The sequence below is a fragment of the Nocardia mikamii NBRC 108933 genome (genome assembly GCF_001613505.1).
In the GTDB taxonomy this organism is placed as follows: Bacteria; Actinomycetota; Actinomycetes; order Mycobacteriales; family Mycobacteriaceae; genus Nocardia; species Nocardia mikamii.
The window spans coordinates 656,648-677,413 of the sequence record NZ_BDCM01000014.1 but is presented as its reverse complement, the minus strand read 5'-3'; the positions used below and the strand labels follow the sequence as shown (position 1 = coordinate 677,413).

The following is a 20,766-nucleotide window of genomic DNA, read 5'->3' as shown; positions in this document are numbered from 1 at the left end:
CCCGGTTGCGCACGAGGCATGAAACGGGGTTGCACATGGGCGGACGTCGAGGCTCGCGGCGGATGAAAGTGGTGGCGGGGTGGTTGGGCGTGGTGTCGATGCTCGCCCTCGCGGTGACCGGATGCAGTGATTCCGGGGCAACGGGAAGTGGATCGGTGATCGAGGCGAATTCGGCCGTCGACCTGGTCACACCGAAGGTGCTGACGCCGATCGCCGACGGCGCCGTCGGGGTTTCGCCGGCCGATCCGATTCCGGTGAAGGTGGACAACGGGAAATTGACCGCTGTCACGTTGCTCACACCGGACGGCACTCCGGTGGCCGGGCAGATCGCGCCCGACGGGACCTCGTGGCAACTGACCGAACAACTCGGCTTCAACCGCACGTATCGCCTGCAGGCCGAGGCGGTGGGGATCGGTGGCACCACCTCGACGGCCATCAGTTTCACAACCCTCGCGCCGCGCAACAAGACGCATCCGTGGTTGCTGCCCGGGGAGAACGAGGTCGTGGGAATCGGGCAACCGGTCGCGATCCAGTTCGACGAGAACATTCCGGATCGCCGCGTCGCGCAGGATGCGATCAAGATCACTACGACACCGGCGGTGGAAGGCGCGTTCTACTGGGTGAACAATCGCGAAGTGCGTTGGCGCCCCGAACATTTCTGGGCTCCGGGAACCAAGGTCACGGTGGACGTGAACACCTACGGCCGCGATCTGGGCGGCGGCCTGATCGGTGACTCCGATATCCATTCCAGCTTCACCATCGGTGATCCGATGGTCTTCACCGCCGACGACAACACCAAGATGGTCACCGTCGAACGCAACGGCCAGGTGATTCGAACCATGCCGACCTCGATGGGCAAGGACTCCACGCCCACCCAGAACGGCATCTACATCATCGGCGACCAGTTCGACCACATGATCATGGACTCGTCGACCTACGGTGTCGCCGCCACCGGCCCCAACGGGTATCGCACCCCGGTCGACTGGGCGACACGCATGTCCTACAGCGGCATCTTCATGCATTCGGCACCGTGGTCGGTCGGCCAGCAGGGCTATTCGAATACCAGCCACGGCTGTCTGAACCTGAGCCCGGAAGATGCCCGCTGGGTCTACGAGAACGCCAAGCGCGGCGATATCGCGATCGTCAAGAACACCGTCGGTGACACCCTGTCCGGTGTCGACGGACTCGGCGACTGGAACATCTCGTGGGCGGAGTGGAAGGCCGGCAACGCCGACACCAACCGCTGACCGCTGGTGACGACGCGGGCCTTCCGGATATCCGGAAGGCCCGCTCGTCGTTCGGGTCTCACGCGGTGATCCGACGCTACACTTGCTTGCGCCGATCCACTCCCGCGATATCCGGGGCCGAGCTGCGCAACACCGTGGCGTCCCGAAATCGCTTGTGTTCCTGGCTCTTCCGGAGTGTTCTCCGCTCCGCCGGGTGGTCGGCTGTGGCTCCCGGTGCGATTCGGTCTCGACTTGCTGAAGGGTCAGGTCCTCATGGGTGTTGGAGATCGGTACGCGGTGACGTCCCCCGAGCGTCGTCCTCGCGATGTCGGCGGGGTTGTCGCGTCGGTGATCGTTGCGGTACTCGCGGTGACGATGGCCTCTGGGGCCGGTATGGCGGTCGCCGGACCGGCGGATCCGCCGGCGCGCTTCCTGCGGCAACATCTCGACTGGCGTCCGTGCGAGGACGCGGCCCTGGTGGCGGAGGGCGCGGTCTGCACGGATGTCGAGGTGCCACTCGACTACGCCGACCCGGGCGGGCCGAGCATCCCCATCGCGGTTTCGCGAATTCCGGCGAGCGACACCGCACACCGTCGCGGTGTGCTGCTGACCAATTCGGGCGGGCCGGGTACGCCGGGGCTCGATGCGTTCGACCTCGTCGGTGATGTGCTCGAACCGGAGGTGCTGAGCCGTTACGACCTGATCGGATTCGACCCGCGTGGCGTCGCCCGCTCCGGGCGGCACCAGCGCTGCGGCTGGCCGGTCGCGACCCCGATCCGCTCGGCAGGGGTCGGATTACCCGGATTCGTCACCGAAACGGCCCTGCAGGCACAACTGGCCGCCGAGTGTCTGGTCGGAGGTGATCGGAACTGGATGCGGCAGCTCAGCACGCGCAACACCGCCCGCGATATGGACGTGATCCGTGCGGCACTGGGTGAGGACCGCATCAGCTACTACGGCGTGTCCTACGGAACGTATCTCGGCGCGGTCTACTCGCAGTTGTTCCCCGGCCGCTCCGATCGCATGGTGCTCGACAGTGCCATCGATCCGCAGCGCTATTGGCTCGGGTTGCAACAGGACTGGGGGCCGGCGGTGGAAGCGGCCTTCGACGACTGGGCCGGCTGGGTGGCGGTTCGTGATCGGCAGTATCACCTCGGCGACTCCGTACCCGAGGTGCGCCGGAGAGTCGAGGCCCTGATCGACCGGGCGTCGCTGTCGCCGATCGTGATCGAGGGCTTCGGCTTCGACGACCATCTGCTGCCGAATCTGCTGTGGACGATGTTGCGGGACGCGCGATTGAACGACGCCCTGGCGGCGTCGGTGCGGGCCGTTGCCGACGCGGCGGAGGGACGCGCACCCGAGGTGCCCCCGCAGTTGCACCAGCAGATCGAGTACTACGAGCACGACGAAGACTCGGTCATGGTGCAGATCTGGTGTGCGGACGCGCCGATGCCCGCCGATCCCGCCTGGTATTGGAATGCGATTCAAGCGGCCCGCCCGAGTCAGCCGATCTTCGCCGCACTGGCCGGCAACGTCCAGCCCTGTGCGTTCTGGCCGCCGCCGGTGGAACCGCCGACCGTGGTCGACAATGCCGTGCCCGCGTTGATCCTGTCCGCCACCGGCGACAACCGGACGCCTCATGCGCACTCTGTGGCACTGCATCGGCAGATGTCGGGATCTCGATTGATCACCTTGGCCGACACCAGGATCCACATGGTGCTGCGTCCCGGTCTGAGCACCTGCATTCTCGACACGACCAACGACTACTTCCGGGACGGGGACTTCCCGCAACAGGACCGCACGTGCGAACCCACAATGCTCATCGAATGAGTCGCCCGATCGGGCCGGACGGAAGGTCGAACACTCGGATCAATGACGAAGGGGCAGGTCCGGAATCTCTTCCGTACCTGCCCCTTGCAGGGTGACCGACGGGACTCGAACCCGCGACAGCCAGGATCACAACCTGGTGCTCTACCAACTGAACTACGGTCACCATTGCCGGTAACAACCGGCGCGGTAGATGGTAGCGCGAAGACCGCCGGGAAACCTAATCGGCGGGTGTGGCGGGTGGCTGGGTGCCGGTGGAACCGGCGCTGACCTGCGCGGCGATCTCGGCGATCTCGGCGGTCGAGGGTCCGGGGGCGGCAACGAACGCGGTCCGCCGGTAGTACCGGAGCTCGCGGATCGACTCCTCGATATCGGCGAGGGCGCGGTGGGCCAGGCCCTTCTCCGGCTGGCCGAAGTAGATGCGCGGATACCAGCGCCGGCACAGTTCTTTGATGGAGCTCACATCGATCATCCGGTAGTGCAGGTGGGCGTCGAGTTCGGGCATGTCGCGGGCGATGAAGCCGCGGTCGGTAGCGATGGAATTGCCGGCGAGCGGCACGGTGCCGGGGGTGGGAACCCACTCGCGCACGTAGTCGAGGACCTGCTGCTGCGCCTGCTCCATCGTGACGGTGGAGCGGCGCACCTCCTCGGTGAGGCCGGATTTGGCGTGCATTTCCTGTACCACCGGCGGCATCGCCGCCAACGCGTCGTCGTCGGCGTGGATGACGATATCGACGCCGTCGCCGAGGATATTGAGATCGCTATCGGTTACGAGCGCGGCCACCTCGATCAGCTTGTCGCTGTCCAGGCGCAGGCCGGTCATCTCGCAATCCATCCACACCATCAATTTGTCGGACACCCCGGCAACCTTAGTGCGCGGACGGTGCGAATCGGACCGACCGCACCGGATGCGCGCCGTCCGGCCCGTTGCGGCCGCCTTCCGGCAAACCTCCCGCTACAGTTTTGCCCAGGTGTATGCGTGCTTCCAGTGGTGTCGGCAGCGGTGGGCAGGGCGACGGAGGATCGGCGATGACCAGTTCCGAGGACAAAGCGGCGAAGGCGGCGGCCGCGCGCAAGGCGGCCGAGGAAGCGGCCCGGGTCGCGGCGGAGGCGGCGGCCGCGGCGGAGGCGGCCGAGGCCGAAGCCGCCGCCGAACCGGCCACCGATGCGAAACCGGCCGAGTCCGAGACGGCAGCACCGACTGCCGGCGCGAAACCGGGTGCCGGCGAGGCTGATTCGATCGCACAACAGATCGCGGCCGGTTACGCCTTCGAGGGGGCGGCGCTGGAACTGGGCGCGGTCGTCGTCGGCGGGGACATCGATCCGGCCGCGCGGGTTCGGATTCCGATGCGCACGCTGAACCGCCACGGTCTCGTCGCCGGCGCCACCGGAACCGGTAAGACCAAGACCCTGCAGGGCATCGCCGAACAGTTGTCCGCGGCAGGCGTCCCGGTGGTGCTCGCCGATGTGAAGGGCGATCTGTCGGGGCTGGCGCAGCAGGGCGAATCGAACGACAAGCTCGCCGCCCGGGCCGCGCAGACCGGTGACGCCGACTGGGCGCCGCACGGATTCCCGACCGAATTCGTCTCTCTCGGCACCGAGGGGATCGGCGTGCCGATTCGCGCGACCATCACCTCGTTCGGTCCCGTTCTGCTCGCTAAAGTGCTGGGGCTCAACGACACTCAGGAATCCACCCTCGGGCTGATCTTCCGCTGGGCCGACACACGCGGGCTGGCACTGCTGGATCTGAAGGACCTGCGTTCGGTGATCCAGCACCTGACCAGTCCGGAGGGGAAGGAGGATCTGAAGGGGATCGGCGGGGTCTCGGCCGCGACGGCCGGGGTGATCCTGCGTGCCCTGGTGAATCTGGAGGCCGACGGCGGCGACACCTTCTTCGGTGAGCCGGAACTCGACCCCGCCGATCTGTTGCGGACCGCCGGCGGACAGGGCGTGATCACGCTGTTCGAACTCGGATCGCAGGCGGCGCGGCCGGTGCTGTTCTCCACCTTCCTGATGTGGGTGCTGGCCGATCTCTTCCAGACCCTGCCGGAAGTCGGCGATGTCGACAAACCCAAGCTGGTGTTCATCTTCGACGAGGCGCATCTGCTGTTCGCCGACGCGTCCAAGGCGTTCCTGGAGCAGGTCGAGCAGACGGTGAAACTGATCCGCTCCAAGGGCGTGGGCGTGTTCTTCTGCACACAATTGCCCACCGATGTGCCCAATGCGGTGCTGTCGCAATTGGGTGCGCGGATTCAGCACGCACTGCGCGCGTTCACCCCGGACGATCAGAAGGCGCTGTCGAGAACGGTGCGCACCTACCCGAAGACCGCCGCCTACGATCTCGAAAACGCGCTCACCGCATTGGGTATCGGTGAGGCGATCGTCACGGTGCTGTCCGAACAGGGTGCGCCGACGCCGGTGGCCTGGACCCGGTTGCGGCCACCGCGGTCGCTGATGAACACCATCGGCGACGACGGCATCCGCTCGCGCGCGCAGTCGAGCCCACTGTTCGAGAAGTACGGCCGCACCGTCGACCGGGAATCCGCCTACGAGATGCTCGCGGCGAAAGTCGTCGCGGCCGAACCCGAACCGCAGCCGGTGCCGCAGGGCTCCGGCGGGCGGGGGCCGGAGCCGGACGTCTCGGCGGCGGAACGGATCATGAGCAATCCGGCGGTGAAGAGTTTCCTGCGTTCGGCGGCCTCGGCCGCGGACCGGGAGATCAGCCGCAGCCTCTTCGGCACCCGCAAACGCTGAGCAGCCCCGGACATCGGACGGTACTCGACCCGCGCCGAGACTCGTTGCCGCTCAGCCCCGATCGCGAAGCAGCAGATCCTCCACGGTCTCGCGCCGCACCAGCTCCCGCATCCGGCCCTCACGGACCGCGACGATCGGCGGCCGCCCCACACCGTTGTAGGCCGAGGCCAGGCTGTGGTGGTAGGCGCCGGTGCACGGCACGGCCAGCAACTCACCGACACGCAGATCGGCGGGTAAACGGATATCGGTGGCGAGGATGTCACCGGCCTCGCAGTAGCGTCCCGCCACGGTGGCGGTGACGGTCGGCCCGGTGGGATGCCGGCCCGCCACCACCGCGTCGTAGCGAGCCCCGTAGAGGGCGACCCGCGGATTGTCGTTCATCCCGCCGTCCACGATCACGAACGTCCGTCCGCCCGGAACGTGCTTGATCGCCGTCACCCGATAGATCGTCACGCCGGCGCGGGCGACGATGCCGCGACCCGGTTCCATCGCGATCACCGGACGGGGGAAGCGATTTCGCGCGCACGCCGCGTCCAGGGCGTCGTCGATGATGTCGGCCAGTTCGGACAGATTCAATTCCGCGTCGCCGGCGCGGTAGGCCACCGCATGGCCGCCGCCCAGATCGAGCTGGGTCAGCAAGACGCCGTAGTCGTGCCGGACCTCCGCCATCCGCGCGACGAGCCGCCGCACCGCTTCTCCGTAATGGGCGGGGTCGTGGATCTGCGAGCCGAGGTGGCAGTGGAAGCCGCGCAGATCCAGCAGGGGATGGTCGATGATCGTCCGGATCGCCTCCTCGGTGGTCTCGTCGTGCGGGGCGAAGCCGAATTTCTGATCGCTGACCCCCGTGCGCACGGCCGGATGTCCGTGCACGTCGATATCGGGAGTCAGGCGCAACAGCACTTGCTGCGGCCGCTCGACGACCGCGCCCAGCAAACTCACCTCGGTGAGCGAGTCGATCACGATCCGCCCCACACCGGCGCCGACCGCGTACTCCAGTTCGGCGAAAGGTTTCCCGCTGCCGTGCAGGATGATTCGCCGCGGATCCACTCCGGCCGACAGGGCGATCGCCAATTCGCCGGCCGAGCACACATCGATGCCGAGGCCCTCGCCGGCGACCAGCCCGGCGATCGTGCGGGTCAGCAGAGCCTTTGCGGCGTAGACGATTTCGGCATCCGGGAAGTGTGCGCGGTACGACCGGCAGCGGGTGTGGATCTCGGTCTCGCCGATCACGTAGGTCGGTGTGCCGTAGCGGTCGGCGACATCGTCGAGGGCGACCCCGTCGACGGTGATGCGGCCCAGTTCGTCGTAGTGCGTCCGGCACGGCCATACGGTGGTGTCCAGTCGCGGGGACGCCATCCCCGAACGGAGGGACGGGAAGATCTCGAGCAACGTCACGGCGTGTCTCCTGTGGTGCCCCGCTTTCTCCTCGACTGCGGGGGTCACTGTCAGGACTACGCCGGTGACAGGCGCCGGAACCGTCTCGATACGCCGTCTTGACCAGCGGCGCCGCGATCTTGACGCCGCCCTGACACCCTGCTGATCAGCCCGCCAGCTTCTTGTAGAACGAGCCGACGATCGGCGCGGTGAGCGCCCGCGGCGCGTACTGGCCTGCGACGCTCATACCCTTGCTGATCAGGCCGGGAACCACGCGCATCTTGTTGCGCGACAAGGCGTCGATGGAGATTTTCGCCGTGTAGGCGGCCGACACCCAGATGAAGTCCGGAATCTTGCTGCCGACCTCGTCCTGATCGGGGTTGTCAGTGCGTACCGGGCCCGGTGCCAGCAGCGTGACGTGCACGCCGCTGCCGGTCAGCTCGCCGCGCAGCGATTCGGAGAAGGTGTTGGTGAAGGCCTTGGTCGCGGCATAGGTGGCGTTGTTGGGGATGGCCATGTTCCCGGCCGCCGAACCGGTGATCAGGATGCCACCGCCGCGGGCGAGCATGCCCGGCAGCACCGCCAGGGTCAGATCGTGGACCGCGACCGCGTTCAGTTCCATCACCGAACGTTCGACGTCGGCGTCCAGGTCGGCGACGGCGCCGAAGGTGGCGACACCGGCGTTGTTGCACAGGATGGCGATCTCGCGACCGGCCAATTCGGCCACCAGCGGCGCGCGCTGTTCCCGATCGGACAGGTCCACCGCGCGAACCTCAGCGGTCACGCCGTAGGTGTCGGTCAGCCGCTGCGCCAGCTCGGCGAGCAGATCGCCGCGCCGGGCGACCAGGATGACCGAATAGCCGCGTTTGGCGAGCTCCTCGGCCAGAGCGGTTCCGATTCCGGAGGACGCTCCGGTGACGACGGCACGGTTGTCGGCGGTGGGTGCAGGCAAGCTCACGGTCGCCGAGCCTAGCCGGACTTCGCCTCGCCGCGGGGCTTGGGCTCGAGGAAGGCGACACCCCAGTCGATATGCCCGTGCCACACCCCGGCGATTCGTCCGCCCTGCACCGCCGGCTTCGGATCCCCGACTGGGCCGCCGGCCGCACGGACCACGGCCACCGTGGCATCGAGATCCGGAGTGCCGAAGGCGACACCGACCAGCGCGGGCCGCTTCGTGGGGGCGGAAACGACCTCCAGGAACGCCTCGCCGACCCGGTAGAAGGCCATTTCCGGGCCTTCCGGGCCGCGCGGGTGGAAGCGCCGCCGCGGGCCGATGCCCAGTACGGCGTTCAGCGCGGCGACGGATTCGTCCAGATCCGGCACCCAGTAGACGACGTGATCGACGAACGTCACCCCGTTGGGATGGGCCGACTCGCTCTCCACATCGTGCAGGATTTCCGGCACACCCAGTGTGGCCGCGTCGGCCTCGATGCCCTCGAACCCCCAGCCGGTGCCGACTCCGAGCGTGCAGGAGATCCGCCCGATTCGCATCGAGCCGTCCTCGGCCGCGAAACCCAATGCGGCCCAGGCCTTCTCGTCGCCGGGCAAACCGAGCCGGGTGAGGGTCGCCATTACAGCGCCGCCGCCAGGCGGGTGCCCTGATCGATGGCCCGCTTGGCATCGAGTTCGGCGGCCACGTCGGCGCCGCCGATCAGATGAATGCGCACCCCCGCCTGCTGGAGCGGCTCGACCAGATCGCGCACCGATTCCTGGCCGGCACACAGGATCACGGTGTCGCAGTCGATGACGGTGGGCCGGTCGCGCTTGTCGCCGAAGCTGATGTGCAGTCCGCGATCATCGATGCGTTCATAGTTGACGCCGCCGATCTGTTCCACCCCCTTCGCCTTGACCGCCGCGCGATGCACCCAGCCGGTGGTCTTACCCAGGCCCTTGCCGAAGGGTGTCGACTTCCGTTGCAGCAGGACGACATCGCGGGGAGCGGGCGAGGGACGCGCGGCGGTCAGCTGGCCCGGCGCCTCCGGATCGTCGGCGGTGACCCCCCACTCCTGCTTCCACTCGTCGAGCTTCAGCGCCGGATGTCCTTCGACGGTGAGGAATTCGCTGACGTCGTAACCGATTCCGCCCGCCCCGATCACCGCGACCTTCTTGCCGACCGGCTTCTCCTCGCGCACCAGTTCGGCGTAAGTGAGCACCTTCGGATGATCGATACCCGGGATGTTCGGAATACGCGGGCGTACGCCGGTGGCGACCACGACGTGGTCGTAACTGCCTTCGATCAGTTCGCCGGCGCTCACCCGGCGGTTGAGGAACACCCGCACCCCGGCGAGTTCCAGTTTGCGGGTGAAATACCGGATCGTCTCGTTGAACTCCTCCTTGCCCGGAATCCGGCGCGCGATATCGAACTGGCCGCCGATCTTGTCGTCGGCCTCGAACAGATCCACCTTGTGGCCGCGCTCGGCCAGGTTCACCGCCGCCGACAGTCCTGCCGGTCCCGCGCCCACGACCGCGATGCGCTGCATACGGCGGGTGGGCAGCAGCCGGAGTTCGGTTTCGTGGCCGGCCCGCGGATTCAGCAGGCAGGACACGGTTTTGTGGACGAAGGCGTGGTCCAGGCAGGCCTGGTTGCAGGCGATGCAGGTGTTGATCTCGTCGTCGCGCGCGGCGCGTGCCTTGGCGGCCCACTCCGGGTCGGCCAGCAGCGGCCGCGCCAGCGACACCAGATCGGCGTCGCCGCGGGTGAGGATCTCCTCGGCGGTCTCGGGCATGTTGATCCGGTTCGAGGCGCAGACCGGAATGTTCACGCGCGCGGTGATTTTCGCGGTGAACTCGACGAAGGCGGCGCGCGGCACCGAGGTGACGATCGTCGGCACCCGCGCCTCGTGCCAGCCGATATCGGTATTGATGATGCTGACGCCCGCGGCCTCCAATTCGGTTGCCAGGGCGATGATTTCGGGCTCGGCCTGACCGTGCTCGACGAATTCGGCCATCGACAGCCGGAAGACGATGACGAAGTCCGTGCCGACCGCGGCCCGGATCCGGCGCACGATCTCCAGCGGGAAACGCCGCCGGTTCTCCGCCGACCCGCCCCAGCGGTCGGTGCGCTTGTTGGTGCGCGGTGCGAGGAACTGGTTGATCAGGTAACCCTCGCCACCCATGATCTCGACACCGTCGTATCCGGCGAACTTCGCCAGCCGCGCACAGCGCACGTAGTCCTCGATGGTGCGCTCGACGCCCTTGTCGGAGAGTTTGCGGGGGCGGAACGGGTTGATCGGCGCCTTGATCGAGGAGGCCGAAACACTGAACGGCACATAGGCATAGCGCCCGGCGTGCAGGATCTGCAGGGCGATCTTGCCGCCCTCGGCGTGCACCGCCCTCGTGATCGCGCGGTGCCGGTACGCCTCGGTCTTGTTGGTGAGTTTGGCGCCCAGCGGCAGCAGCCAGCCCTCGCGGTTGGGTGCGTAGCCGCCGGTGATGATCAGGCCTACGCCGCCGCGGGCGCGCTCGGCGAAATAGGCGGCGAGACGGTTGGTATCCCAGGCGCGATCTTCCAGCCCGGTATGCATCGAACCCATGACCACGCGGTTGCGCAGCGTGGTGTGGCCCAGGTCGAGCGGCTCGAACAGGTGGGGATACGAATGCGGCGAATCGGAATTCGCGGTCATGGGATCACCTTTCGGAAACGGAATCCGGTTGCGGGGCTGAGGCTTCCGGATCGAGTGACGACGAACGCAGCGCACCCCGCAGCCCGGCCAGTACCTCGTCGCACCATTCGACGAAGCCGACCTCGACGCGGATCCCGCCCCGCAACACCAGATACTGGTAGAGAGCGGTGCCGGTGAGCCGGTCCGGAGCGGGGAAATCCTTCTTCTCGATGAGGCGGTACAACTCCAGCCGCTGGGCGTGCTGGTCGCGATGGCGTTCGACCTCGGCGCGCAGTGCTCGGAGATCGCCGTGCGCGGCGGCGCGGATCTTGACGCCCAATTCGCTACGCAGCGGGCCGATATCGTCGGTCGGCTCCGCAATCCAGCGCGCCAGTTCGGCGTGCCCGGCATCGCTGACGGTGTAGACCTTCTTGTCCGGCCGCCCGTCCTGAGCGATCGCCTCGCCGGTGACCCAGCCGCGTTCCTCCATGCGCTTGAGCACCCGGTAGATCTGCTGATGCGTTGCGCTCCAGAAGAATCCGATCGATTTGTCGAATCGGCGCGCCAGTTCGTACCCCGAACCGGCTCGCTCGCTCAGCGATACCAGCAGTGCGTGTTCGAGGGCCATGCCGTGAGGTTAACCGATACCCGCTGTACTATGCAACGTGGTGCATATTCCCGGCCAGGGGAGCCGGAACTGCGAGAAACCTGTGAGCACGTGCCGTTTTCTGTATCATCACCCGCGGTGCTCTGCACTATCTCGGATACGGGAAGGGCGCCTCGCACGGCCGCGAGGCCCGCGGGGCGTCCTTCTGTATGAGGGGCGCTCAGGCGGTGTGAGGTTTCCAGGCGGCCATGCCGAGGGCGATCATTCGGACCTGGCCGACGGTGCGGTCGACGACGAGGGGGCGGTCGCGCAGCGGCGCGGCGACGAAGTCGGCGATGTGGTCGGCGACGGTGGAGACGATCAGGTCGGCGGCCAGTTCCAGATCATCGGTCGGCCAGGCGTCGAGTGCGGGAATTCGCGACATGTCGACCACCAATTCCCTTGTGATCAACTGCATTTCGGAGGCTATCGCGGTGCGTAGTGTCAGTGCGCCGCCGTGGCGTTCGCGGATGAGGAAGCCGTAGAGGTCCTCGCGGCCGGCGATCTGCGCGAAGACGAATCGCACCGTTTCGGCCAGGCGCGCGTCCGGGGTGCGGCGCAAGTGCCGCAGCGCCAGGCGCAGCTGCCTCACGCCCTCGTCGACCAGGGTGTTCCCCAGTTCGTCGAGGGAATCGAAATGGCGATAGAAGGCAGTGGGCACGATCCCCGCCGAGCGGGCGATCTCACGCAGGCTCAGTGCCGCGAATCCGCGCTCGGCCGCCAGCGCCAGCGTGCCGTCCAGCAGCGCTCGGCGCGTGCGCTCCTTGCGCTCGACTCGGGTTTCGGCCTGCTCGCTCATCTCGCTGAGCATACATCCGTTCACGACTGGTCCATTCGAAGAGATGTTGCATCGGTCACACCAGATGCAGGTTGAACTATTGCGGTACCGCCAGGCACACTAGTTCAGTGTACAGATGTGCACCGAAAAGGTGCACGCGAACAAACGACGAAGGCTGGGGAGAACCGCATGGTGGGACTGCTCGATCTGGTCCAGACACTGACCTCGCCGCACCCGCTCGACCGGTATCTGGAGTTGGTGCGGCCGACACTGACGCTGCGCGATATGCGGGCCGAGATCATCGGCGTGGATAGGTCGGTGCCCGGTTCGGTGACCCTCACACTCCGTCCGACCCGGCAGTGGGCCGGTCACGAAGCCGGTCAGTTCGTGCAGGTCGGCGTACTGATCAACGGCGTGAAACACACCCGCTGCTATTCGCCCATCGATGCCGAGGCCGGACCGCGCCGCACCCTCACGTTGACCGTGAAGGCGCATCCGGAGGGGCTGGTGTCGCAATATCTGCACCGGCACGCGAAGCGGGGGATGGTCGTGGACCTCGCGCCCGCCTCCGGGGTGTTCCGGCTGCCGGACCAGCGACCGGACAAGGTGGTGCTGATCAGCGGTGGCAGCGGTATCACGCCGGTGCTGTCGATGTTGGCCACGCTCGTGGCCGAGGGGTATCGCGGCGACGTGGTGTTCCTGCACTACGCCCGCTCGCCCGAGGAGGTGCCGCATCGGGAACTGCTCGCGGATATCGCCCGTCGCCACGACAACGTCGACGTCGTGCTGGGTTATCCCGAACTGGGCCGGTCGGAGCGGCTGGACGGCGCACCGTGGAACTGTGCGGTCGTGCCCGGTGCGAAGTTCCTCGACTACGACGAGCTGTCGCGCATCGCGCCGTTCTTCGCGACGGCGCAGACCTACGTCTGCGGTCCGCCGCCGCTGATGGAGTCCGTGCGTCGCATCTACCAGGCCGAGGATCTCGACGACCGCCTGCACAGCGAGGAGTTCGTCCTCACCGCCGCGCCGGCCGACACCACCGACGTCGAGGGCGTCACCACGTTCTCGGTGAGCGGCACGCAGTCGGAGAACACCGGGGCGAGCCTGCTCGAGCAGGCCGAATCGGCGGGTTTGACGCCGGAATTCGGGTGCCGGATGGGCATCTGCTTCTCCTGCACGGCCGTCAAGCGATCCGGCTGCACCCGCAACCTGCGCAGTGGCGAACTGGACAGCGACCCCGACCAGCCGATCCAGCTGTGCGTCAGCGCGGCGGTCGGCGACGTCGACATCGAAATCTGAGTCGCACCGAAATTCGAAAGGGGAGAACAGCTATGACCATACTCACCGAAACCGAGAACGGACCCTTGGTCCTGTCGCCGGAACAGGTCGCCGAGATCGGCCGGGAGCTGGACGCACTGCGCGACCGCATCACCGCCGACCTGGGGGAGCGCGACCGCGAATACATCTACTCGATCATCAAGGCGCAGCGCGGTTTCGAGATCGCCGGGCGCGGCCTGATGTACCTGGGCTTCCTGCCGCCGTTCTGGCTGGCCGGGGTGGCGGCGCTGAGCCTGTCCAAGATTCTGGACAATATGGAGATCGGCCACAACGTCATGCACGGGCAGTGGGACTGGATGCGTGAACCGGGCCTGAATTCCCGTGTGTTCGAATGGGATACGGTGTGCCCGGCCGATCAGTGGAAGCATTCGCACAACTACATGCACCACACCTACACCAACATCCACGGTCGCGACCGCGACATCGGCTACGGGGTGCTGCGCATCGACGAGGGCCAGCAGTGGAATCCGTACTACCTGGGCAACCCGGTGTACGCGCTGGCGCTGATGCTGCTGTTCGAATGGGGCGTGATGCTGCACGACCTCGAGGCCGACAACATCGTCAAGGGCAAGCGGAAGTGGGCGGATGTCAAGCGCCTGGCCAAGGGGCAGATCCGCAAGGCCGGCCGTCAGGTGCTCAAGGACTACGTCGTCTTCCCGCTGCTGAGCGGCCCGCTGTTCGTCTCCACCCTGGCCGGCAACGTGACCGCCAACCTGGTGCGCAACGTCTGGGCGTACTCGATCATCTTCTGTGGGCACTTCCCATCGGGCGTACAGACGTTCACCGAAGAGGAGACCGAGAACGAGACGCGCGGCGAGTGGTACGTGCGGCAGATGCTCGGCTCGGCCAATATCAGCGGCAGCAAACTGTTCCACATCCTCTCGGGCAATCTGTCCCACCAGATCGAACACCACCTGTTCCCGGATCTGCCGGCCAACCGGTATCCGGAGATCGCGCCCGAGGTCCGCGCGCTGTGCGAGAAGTACGGCCTGCCCTACAACACCGGCCGGTTCAGCAAGCAGGTCGGCTCGGTGTGGCTCAAGATCTGCAAGCTCGCCCTTCCCCCGGCCATCGTCGGGAAAGGCTCGCAGCCTGGTGTTATCGTGATGCGAGAGCGGCAGGTCGAGCCGAGCGAGGTGGGCGGGTAGATGATCGGAAAATTCGAGAGCAACAAGGATCTGATCCAGGAGCTGACATCCTCCGGGGCACGACACGTCGGCAATATCGCAACGATCATTACCGGCACGGTGTCGGAAGTGACGCGCGAAATCGGTGACTGGATCACCGACGCCATCGAGATGCGGGAGGCCGCGGCCGCGGCGCACCGTGATCGGGAGGCGGCGGCCGACGTGAACACCGGGCGCGACCATCCCGATGTTCTGGTCGACGAGCCCGAGCCGGTGCCGAATGTGAATGCGGCCCAGCCCATCATCGATGCCGATGTGGAAATCGTCGATCCGAAACGCTGAGCGGGATCAGAACACCGGCAGCCGGCGCCGGTGCTCGGCGATATCGGTGATCAGGTCCTTGTAGCCGTCGGCCAGTTCGGCGAGGCGCACCCAGTGCAGGTGTGCCTCGCCGTCCGGTGTGGAGGCGGGGAGCTCGTCCGCGGGATAGTTCGAGGCGGGCAGACCGAGCGCATGATGGGCGGCGACCCATTTGCCGGCCATGCGGTCGATGACCGCGCCGAGGGTTTCGGTGTGCAGCGAGGCGCCGTCCCGGTGCGCGATGTTGTCGGCTACCCAGACGTCGATACATTCGATCAGCCGGGTGCGGTCACGATCGATGTTGTCGACCAATCGGCTGGCGCCGGCCACGCGGGCGCTCGAGGCCTTCGGCGCCTGCGCCTCCTGATAGGCGTGCCGGCGCAGCTCGTGGCAGCGGACCAGCTCCCGGGCCACCTCGAGCACCGGATGGTCGCCGGGTGGCGGTGTCGTGGACCGGAATGCGCGCAGCAGCGCGGATACCGACGGAAGTGCGCCGGTCGCGTCGTTGTCCCCGACGTATGCGGTCGCCATCGTCTCCCACCCTCGTCTCAGCGGTCGGAATCTGGTTACGCCAGGGCCGAGGAGGTTTTCGGGAGGGGCTCCCCTCGGCTCCGGCGTAGTCCCGCGGAATCGAACGCCGGCTGTTCGGTCGCACTGCTCACGGGGGTACGAACCGGGATATCCGCGACGATGCGATAGACGTGTCCGAATGCGGGGACATATTCAGGAAAGCGTGTCCTGACTTGGCACGCAACGGTTGACGCGCCGAACACCCAAGGTGGCGGACAATCGTTATACGCATCACGCGGGGATCACATGATCGCGAAGATCCACCATCGGCGGCGCGGCGCCTGCGCGACCGGTCGCGGATGGCTAGCCTGAGAATTTGTGCCCGCCTATATCTCTTCGCCGGAGCTGACCTTCGGCTTCCTGTTCGCTCTGGAAGATCCCGAGCGAATCGCCGAGGTGGTGCGAAATCTGATGGAGCGTCGCACGGTCTCGGTCTTCCGTCTGGCGCACGTCTCCGGCGCGGCCGGTCCGCCGGAACGTTATGTCGTGAACTGGGCTGCCATTCCGCAGATTTCGATCACCACCGCCGCACCGGACGCCGACGCCATGCAGGCCGAGCGGATCATGCTGGTCAACGCATTCCTGGGCGAGGGCGGGGAGGTCAGCTTGTACTCGGCGGACAGCAATCACCCAGACGACAAGCGACAGTGACGATTTCCCATCGGCAACACAGAGGTTTCCGTTACGGAGACACTCCACACAGCGGCTCTTACATCTCTCTCAGCTACCGGCCAGCGGCGATTAAGTTCCGGCCAGCAGGGTGGGTTCTGGTCGATCGCCCGACACGGGCGTCGACGGCCTGTGCCCCCTACAGAGAGGTAGAAGCATGATTCCGGTCATCATCGACACCGGTAGCGCCGCGCTGAGCGGCATCCTCGACACCGGCAGCGCCGCCCTCAGCGGCGTGCTGAACACCCTGTTCACCGGGTCGTTCGGCGGCTGACTCCGGCCCGCCCCCGGGGCTCGTGTCCCGGGCCACCGCTCCGGCACCCGAGGGCGCCGGAGCGGTGCCGTCTCCGGCGGAGTAGATGCGGCGAACGACGTCCTCGATATCGGGTTCCTCGATGGACAGGTCGCGCACCTCGACCCGATTCGAGATGGCGGCGAGAAGCTGTGCGGCGGTGGTGATTTCGGGATCGAAAGCCAGCCGCTGCCGCATGCCGTCGGCCTCGGCCGCCAGCAGCGTGGCCCCCGCGAGGCCGGTGAGATCGTCGCTGGGCCGGGCCAGATCCACCACCAGGACGCGCCGCGCGCCGACGGTGCGCGCCAGGCCCGGCAGTGTGCCGTCGTAGGCGAGGCGGCCGTGGTCGACCACCAGTACCCGTTCGCAGAGGCGTTCGATATCGCCCATATCGTGGGTGGTGAGCAGCAGTGTGGTGCCGCTTTCCGCCCGTTCCCGGCGCAGGAATTCCCGCAGGCGCTGTTTGGACAGCACGTCGAGGCCGATGGTCGGCTCATCGAGAATCAGCAGCTCCGGACGATGCAGGAGTGCCGCGGCGATTTCGGCGCGCATCCGCTGGCCGAGGGAGAGCTGACGCACCGGGGTGTCGAGGGTGTGTCCCATCTCGAGCTGTTCGACGAGTTCGTCCGTGCGACGACGCGCCGCGGCCGGTTCCAGGCGATGGATGGCGGCCAGAATGGTGAACGATTCGCGCAGCGGCAGATCCCACCACAGTTGTGACCGCTGTCCGAACACCACGCCGATCCGCCCGGCCAGTTCGCGCCGCCGGCGCACCGGGTCGAGCCCGCAGGTGCGCACTGTGCCGGAGGTCGGCACGAGGATGCCGGTGAGCATCTTGATCGTGGTGGATTTCCCGGCCCCGTTGGCGCCGATATAGCCGACAGCCGAACCGGATTCGATGTGAAAGCTCATCGAGTCGACTGCGGTGAGCACCTCGCGCACGTGCCCGCGGCCCCGGCGGCTGCGCCGGAGCACGAATTGCCTGGTCAGCTCCGATACTTCGACGGTGTTCATCCGCCCCCTCCCTGGTAGTGGCGTACCCCGATGCGCCAGAGCGTCAACGCCATTATCCAAACCCACAGCGCCGCAAGCGGTCCGAACCAGGCCAGACCGGCGGGCAGCCACGGCGGTCCGGGAAGGCCGAGGAGGGCGATCGTGGGCAGATAGGCGACGAACGACACCGGTATCGCGAACCCGAACAATGCCCGCAGTGGGCCGGAGAACACCGAACTCGGCTGCTGGGAGGCGAAGGATCCGCCGTAGGTGAAGCTGTTGGTGAGTTCCGATCCGTCCACCAGGTGGAATTGCAGGCCCGCGGCGCAGACGAACAGTCCGGCGAAAATGGCGATCCCGCCCAGTGTGCTGCTCACCGCCAGCGCGATATGCGTTGGGCTCCAATCGATATCGTTGCCGATCAGGCCGGCGATCAGGACCACCGCAGCGACGGTGGCCCGCGACAGACGCCGCAGCGACACATCGCTGGTGATCAACTGGAGCAGCAGGGGCTGGGGTCGCAGGTGAAAGGCGTCGAGGGTGCCCATCCGAATGTAGGTCGCGAGGGTGTCGGTGTGGCCGACGGCGATCTGCGCGAGCGCGAAACTCAGGTTGGACAGACCGAACAGCAGCAGCATCTGGGTCGAGTTCAGGCCGCCCAGCGCCGTGACGTTGTGGTAGATCAGCCACATCTCCGCGAATTCGACCACGCCGATCAGCAGGGAGGACAACAGGTCGGTGGCGAAGGAGAGCGGATAGGCGCGCTGTGAGCGCATCCGCGAACGCAGTACGGCCACATAGGGTGTGAGCCTGCTCCCGTACGGTGCGAGCTCAGCCACCCTGCACCTCCAGTTTGCGCCGGCCCGCCGCGATGAGCGTCCGGCCGATGCCGATCGCGATGGCGATCCACAACACCTGCATGCCGATGACCGACCACGCCGCCGAACCCGTCACCCGACCCGACAACACGTCGACCGGCCCCTGCAGCAGCCAGGGAAACGGGGTCAGCCGTGCGGCGGCGGCCAGCGGTGCCGGAAACAGGTGGACGGGTACGTAGAGGCCGGCGAAGAACGTGGACAGGATCTGGTAGAGCATCCGGATTCCGCGCGTCTCGATCAGCCAGAAGCCCAGCAGGCTCACCGCGAACAGCAGCAACAACGAAAGGGTCACGGCCGCAACGACACTGACGGCGCCGAGTAGATACGGCGCGAAGGCGCCGGGCAACACCAGTTGCGCCGTGATGAGACCGGTGGCGACCGACGGCAGGCCGCGCAGCGCCAGCGTGCACGACGAGCCGCCGAGATCGGTTGCCAGATAGAAGAATTGGATATCGATGGGGCGTTGCAGATCGACCGCCACATCGCCGGTGCGCACCCGCTCCGCGATATCGTGCGGCGGCCCCATCACCCGCAGGGCACCCAGCATGGCCTGCGACAACCATACGTAGGCGCCGATCGACGCACCGGTGTAGCCGCCGAAGCCCGGCGTGGAGCGCGCCGCCGCGATCATCACCGCGGCGCGAATGAGGCCGAAGACGACATTGGCGGCCAGGCCCGCGAAGACGGCCGACCGGTAATTCCATTGGCGTCGGAAGCCGGCGCCGAACAGACGTGAATAAACCCCCGAGAGTGCGCGCACAAGTCGTCCAGAATACGACGCGGTCGCTCACTCGGCGAGCGAATTTCGAAGAATCGAAGTGGGGAAGTCCGAGCGGTCGGTATGGTCGTCGCACCCGATGGCCGGGCCGGCTCGGATGCTCGACGGTTGCCGGACCCGCCTGTCGGGGCGCGGTGGGGCGATGTCCCGGGCGTTGCCGGGGCCGATATGGATTTGCGCAAAACCTTGCCGCGACCTCCATCGCAGTGTTAGAAACAGTCATGTTTCACACTGGGGTCGCCGCGGTGGCTCCCGCCCCTGAGGACCGCCTATGACCACCGTTTTCGAAACGCTGGAATCGGATGTGCGCGGATACTGCCGGGTCTGGCCGACGGTCTTCGACACCGCCCGCGGCGCCTGGCTCCGCGACGAGCAGGGGCGTGAATACCTCGATTTCTTCGCCGGCGCGGGCGCGCTCAACTACGGGCACAACAATCCGCTGCTCAAAGCGGCGCTCATCGACTACATCGCGCGGGACGGCCTGACGCATGGCCTGGACATGGCTACGGCGGCCAAACGCGATCTGCTCGAGACGCTGCGCGATCTGATCCTGGCTCCCCGTGGTCTCGACTACAAGGTGCAATTCCCGGGGCCGACCGGGGCGAACGCGGTGGAGGCGGCGCTCAAGCTGGCGCGCAAGGTCACCGGTCGCACCACCGTGCTGAACTTCACCAACGCCTTTCACGGGATGACCCTGGGCGCCCTGGCGGTGACCGGCAACGCCGCCAAACGCGCCGGTGCGGGGGTGCCGCTGACCCATGCGCAGCCGCTGCCCTACGACGGGTACCTCGGTGGTGGGATCGATGAATGGGTCTGGGCGGAGCGCATTCTCGACGACACGTCCTCCGGGGTCGACAGACCCGCCGCGGTGATCGTGGAGACCGTTCAGGGAGAGGGCGGGGTCAACGTCGCGGGCGTGCAGTGGCTGCGCCGGTTGTCGGATCTGGTGGCGGCGCGCGGCATCCTGCTGATCGTCGACGACGTGCAGATGGGCTGTGGGCGCACCGGCCCGTTCTTCTCCTTCGAGACCGCCGGCATCGTTCCCGACATCGTGGTGTTGTCGAAGTCGATCGGTGGCTACGGCCTGCCGATGGCACTGGTGCTGATGAAGCGGGAACTCGACCAGTGGGCGCCCGGTGAGCACAACGGGACGTTCCGCGGCAACAATCCCGCCTTCGTCACGGCACGGGCGGCGTTGACCCGCTACTGGAGCGACGACCGGCTCGAACTGGCCACCCTCGCCCGCGGTGAACGGGTGCGGCGGGCGCTGACCGGCATCGCCGACTCGGTCGGCGGATTGTCCACGCGGGGACGGGGTTTGGTACACGGCCTCGTCTTCGACGATGCCTCCGAGGCGGGCAAAGTCAGCCGGGTGGCCTTCGAGGAGGGGCTGCTGGTGGAGACCTCCGGGGCCTGTGACGAGGTGGTGAAACTGCTTCCGCCGCTGATCATTTCGGATTCCGAGCTGGACCACGGACTCGACATCCTCGCGCGCGCGGTCGATATCGTCTGCGGCAGGCGCGGGTAGGGGGATCGGACCGTCGGCTGCCGACC

18 protein-coding genes, 1 tRNA gene and 1 pseudogene are annotated in these 20,766 nt (G+C 67.0%); 8 read left to right on the top strand and 12 right to left on the bottom strand.

The window, feature by feature from the left end:
* The first annotated feature begins 62 nt into the window (after positions 1 to 62).
* Together NMI01S_RS24675 and NMI01S_RS24670 are read left to right on the top strand one after the other, a co-directional pair.
* Entirely contained in the window at positions 63 to 1,247 is a 1,185-nt protein-coding gene (locus NMI01S_RS24675; RefSeq protein ID WP_063000823.1) for a L,D-transpeptidase, read from the top strand.
* 252 nt (positions 1,248 to 1,499) lie between these two features.
* Positions 1,500 to 3,056: an alpha/beta fold hydrolase gene (locus tag NMI01S_RS24670; RefSeq protein WP_084513237.1), complete on the top strand. Its 1,557-nt coding sequence runs from the start codon at positions 1,500 to 1,502 to the stop codon at positions 3,054 to 3,056.
* Between the two features lie 90 nt (positions 3,057 to 3,146).
* On the opposite strand, the gene NMI01S_RS24665 is transcribed toward NMI01S_RS24670, so the two are convergent.
* Positions 3,147 to 3,219, bottom strand: a tRNA-His gene (locus NMI01S_RS24665).
* A 54-nt stretch (positions 3,220 to 3,273) separates the two neighbouring features.
* Positions 3,274 to 3,912 (bottom strand): oligoribonuclease, encoded by a 639-nt coding sequence (gene orn / locus NMI01S_RS24660; protein ID WP_036499070.1) that lies wholly within the window; start codon positions 3,910 to 3,912, stop codon positions 3,274 to 3,276.
* 170 nt (positions 3,913 to 4,082) lie between these two features.
* On the opposite strand from orn, the gene NMI01S_RS24655 reads away from it, so the two are divergent.
* Positions 4,083 to 5,807, top strand: a complete 1,725-nt coding sequence (locus NMI01S_RS24655) for a helicase HerA-like domain-containing protein (protein WP_084513210.1) — start codon at positions 4,083 to 4,085, stop codon at positions 5,805 to 5,807.
* A gap of 51 nt (positions 5,808 to 5,858) precedes the next feature.
* Here NMI01S_RS24655 and lysA read toward each other — a convergent pair whose 3' ends face one another.
* The 6 genes from lysA to NMI01S_RS24625 form a co-directional block, all read right to left on the bottom strand.
* A complete protein-coding gene (lysA, locus tag NMI01S_RS24650; protein WP_063000817.1) occupies positions 5,859 to 7,202 on the bottom strand; it encodes a diaminopimelate decarboxylase in 1,344 nt (447 codons plus the stop codon).
* Positions 7,203 to 7,347: 145 nt separating this feature from the next.
* Positions 7,348 to 8,139 (bottom strand): mycolate reductase, encoded by a 792-nt coding sequence (gene cmrA / locus NMI01S_RS24645; protein ID WP_063000815.1) that lies wholly within the window; start codon positions 8,137 to 8,139, stop codon positions 7,348 to 7,350.
* 11 nt (positions 8,140 to 8,150) lie between these two features.
* The gene (locus tag NMI01S_RS24640) at positions 8,151 to 8,753 is read right to left on the bottom strand and encodes a VOC family protein (RefSeq protein WP_063000813.1); all 603 of its coding nucleotides are present in this window, start codon (positions 8,751 to 8,753) and stop codon (positions 8,151 to 8,153) included.
* A complete protein-coding gene (locus tag NMI01S_RS24635) occupies positions 8,753 to 10,804 on the bottom strand; it encodes an NADPH-dependent 2,4-dienoyl-CoA reductase (RefSeq protein WP_063000811.1) in 2,052 nt (683 codons plus the stop codon). The genes NMI01S_RS24640 and NMI01S_RS24635 overlap by 1 nt, the downstream gene beginning before the upstream one ends.
* Before the next feature lie 4 nt (positions 10,805 to 10,808).
* Complete coding sequence (locus NMI01S_RS24630; RefSeq protein ID WP_063000808.1) at positions 10,809 to 11,411, bottom strand: PadR family transcriptional regulator; 603 nt, start codon at positions 11,409 to 11,411, stop codon at positions 10,809 to 10,811.
* Positions 11,412 to 11,610: 199 nt separating this feature from the next.
* Positions 11,611 to 12,228, bottom strand: coding sequence for a TetR family transcriptional regulator (locus tag NMI01S_RS24625; RefSeq protein ID WP_084513236.1), 618 nt, complete (start codon positions 12,226 to 12,228; stop codon positions 11,611 to 11,613).
* Positions 12,229 to 12,396: 168 nt separating this feature from the next.
* Between NMI01S_RS24625 and NMI01S_RS24620 the strand changes: the two genes are divergently transcribed.
* From NMI01S_RS24620 to NMI01S_RS36575, 3 genes and pseudogenes are all read left to right on the top strand, one after another.
* Positions 12,397 to 13,506: a ferredoxin reductase gene (locus NMI01S_RS24620; protein WP_063000805.1), complete on the top strand. Its 1,110-nt coding sequence runs from the start codon at positions 12,397 to 12,399 to the stop codon at positions 13,504 to 13,506.
* Between the two features lie 32 nt (positions 13,507 to 13,538).
* Positions 13,539 to 14,693 carry a fatty acid desaturase family protein gene (locus NMI01S_RS24615; protein WP_063000803.1) on the top strand — a complete coding sequence of 385 codons (1,155 nt, stop codon included), beginning with the start codon at positions 13,539 to 13,541 and terminating at the stop codon, positions 14,691 to 14,693.
* Positions 14,694 to 14,876, top strand: a pseudogene (locus NMI01S_RS36575) (hypothetical protein); the annotation flags it as partial.
* Positions 14,877 to 15,020: 144 nt separating this feature from the next.
* On the opposite strand, the gene NMI01S_RS24605 reads toward NMI01S_RS36575, so the two are convergent.
* The gene (locus NMI01S_RS24605; RefSeq protein WP_063000799.1) at positions 15,021 to 15,563 is read right to left on the bottom strand and encodes a DUF4254 domain-containing protein; all 543 of its coding nucleotides are present in this window, start codon (positions 15,561 to 15,563) and stop codon (positions 15,021 to 15,023) included.
* A 357-nt stretch (positions 15,564 to 15,920) separates the two neighbouring features.
* Here NMI01S_RS24605 and NMI01S_RS24600 point away from each other — a divergent pair, with 357 nt between their 5' ends.
* Positions 15,921 to 16,253 (top strand): hypothetical protein, encoded by a 333-nt coding sequence (locus NMI01S_RS24600; RefSeq protein ID WP_063000797.1) that lies wholly within the window; start codon positions 15,921 to 15,923, stop codon positions 16,251 to 16,253.
* Positions 16,254 to 16,410: 157 nt separating this feature from the next.
* Here NMI01S_RS24600 and NMI01S_RS24595 read toward each other — a convergent pair whose 3' ends face one another.
* From NMI01S_RS24595 to NMI01S_RS24585, 3 genes are read right to left on the bottom strand one after another with little or no spacing between them, the layout of a single operon-like run.
* Entirely contained in the window at positions 16,411 to 17,577 is a 1,167-nt protein-coding gene (locus NMI01S_RS24595; RefSeq protein WP_245716996.1) for an ABC transporter ATP-binding protein, read from the bottom strand.
* Positions 17,574 to 18,395, bottom strand: coding sequence for an ABC transporter permease (locus tag NMI01S_RS24590; protein ID WP_063000795.1), 822 nt, complete (start codon positions 18,393 to 18,395; stop codon positions 17,574 to 17,576). The genes NMI01S_RS24595 and NMI01S_RS24590 overlap by 4 nt, the downstream gene beginning before the upstream one ends.
* Complete coding sequence (locus tag NMI01S_RS24585) at positions 18,388 to 19,194, bottom strand: ABC transporter permease (protein ID WP_063000792.1); 807 nt, start codon at positions 19,192 to 19,194, stop codon at positions 18,388 to 18,390. Before NMI01S_RS24585 ends, NMI01S_RS24590 begins: the two co-directional genes overlap by 8 nt.
* A gap of 289 nt (positions 19,195 to 19,483) precedes the next feature.
* Here NMI01S_RS24585 and ectB point away from each other — a divergent pair, with 289 nt between their 5' ends.
* Positions 19,484 to 20,740, top strand: a complete 1,257-nt coding sequence (gene ectB, locus NMI01S_RS24580) for a diaminobutyrate--2-oxoglutarate transaminase (protein WP_063000790.1) — start codon at positions 19,484 to 19,486, stop codon at positions 20,738 to 20,740.
* Positions 20,741 to 20,766: the final 26 nt, after the last annotated feature.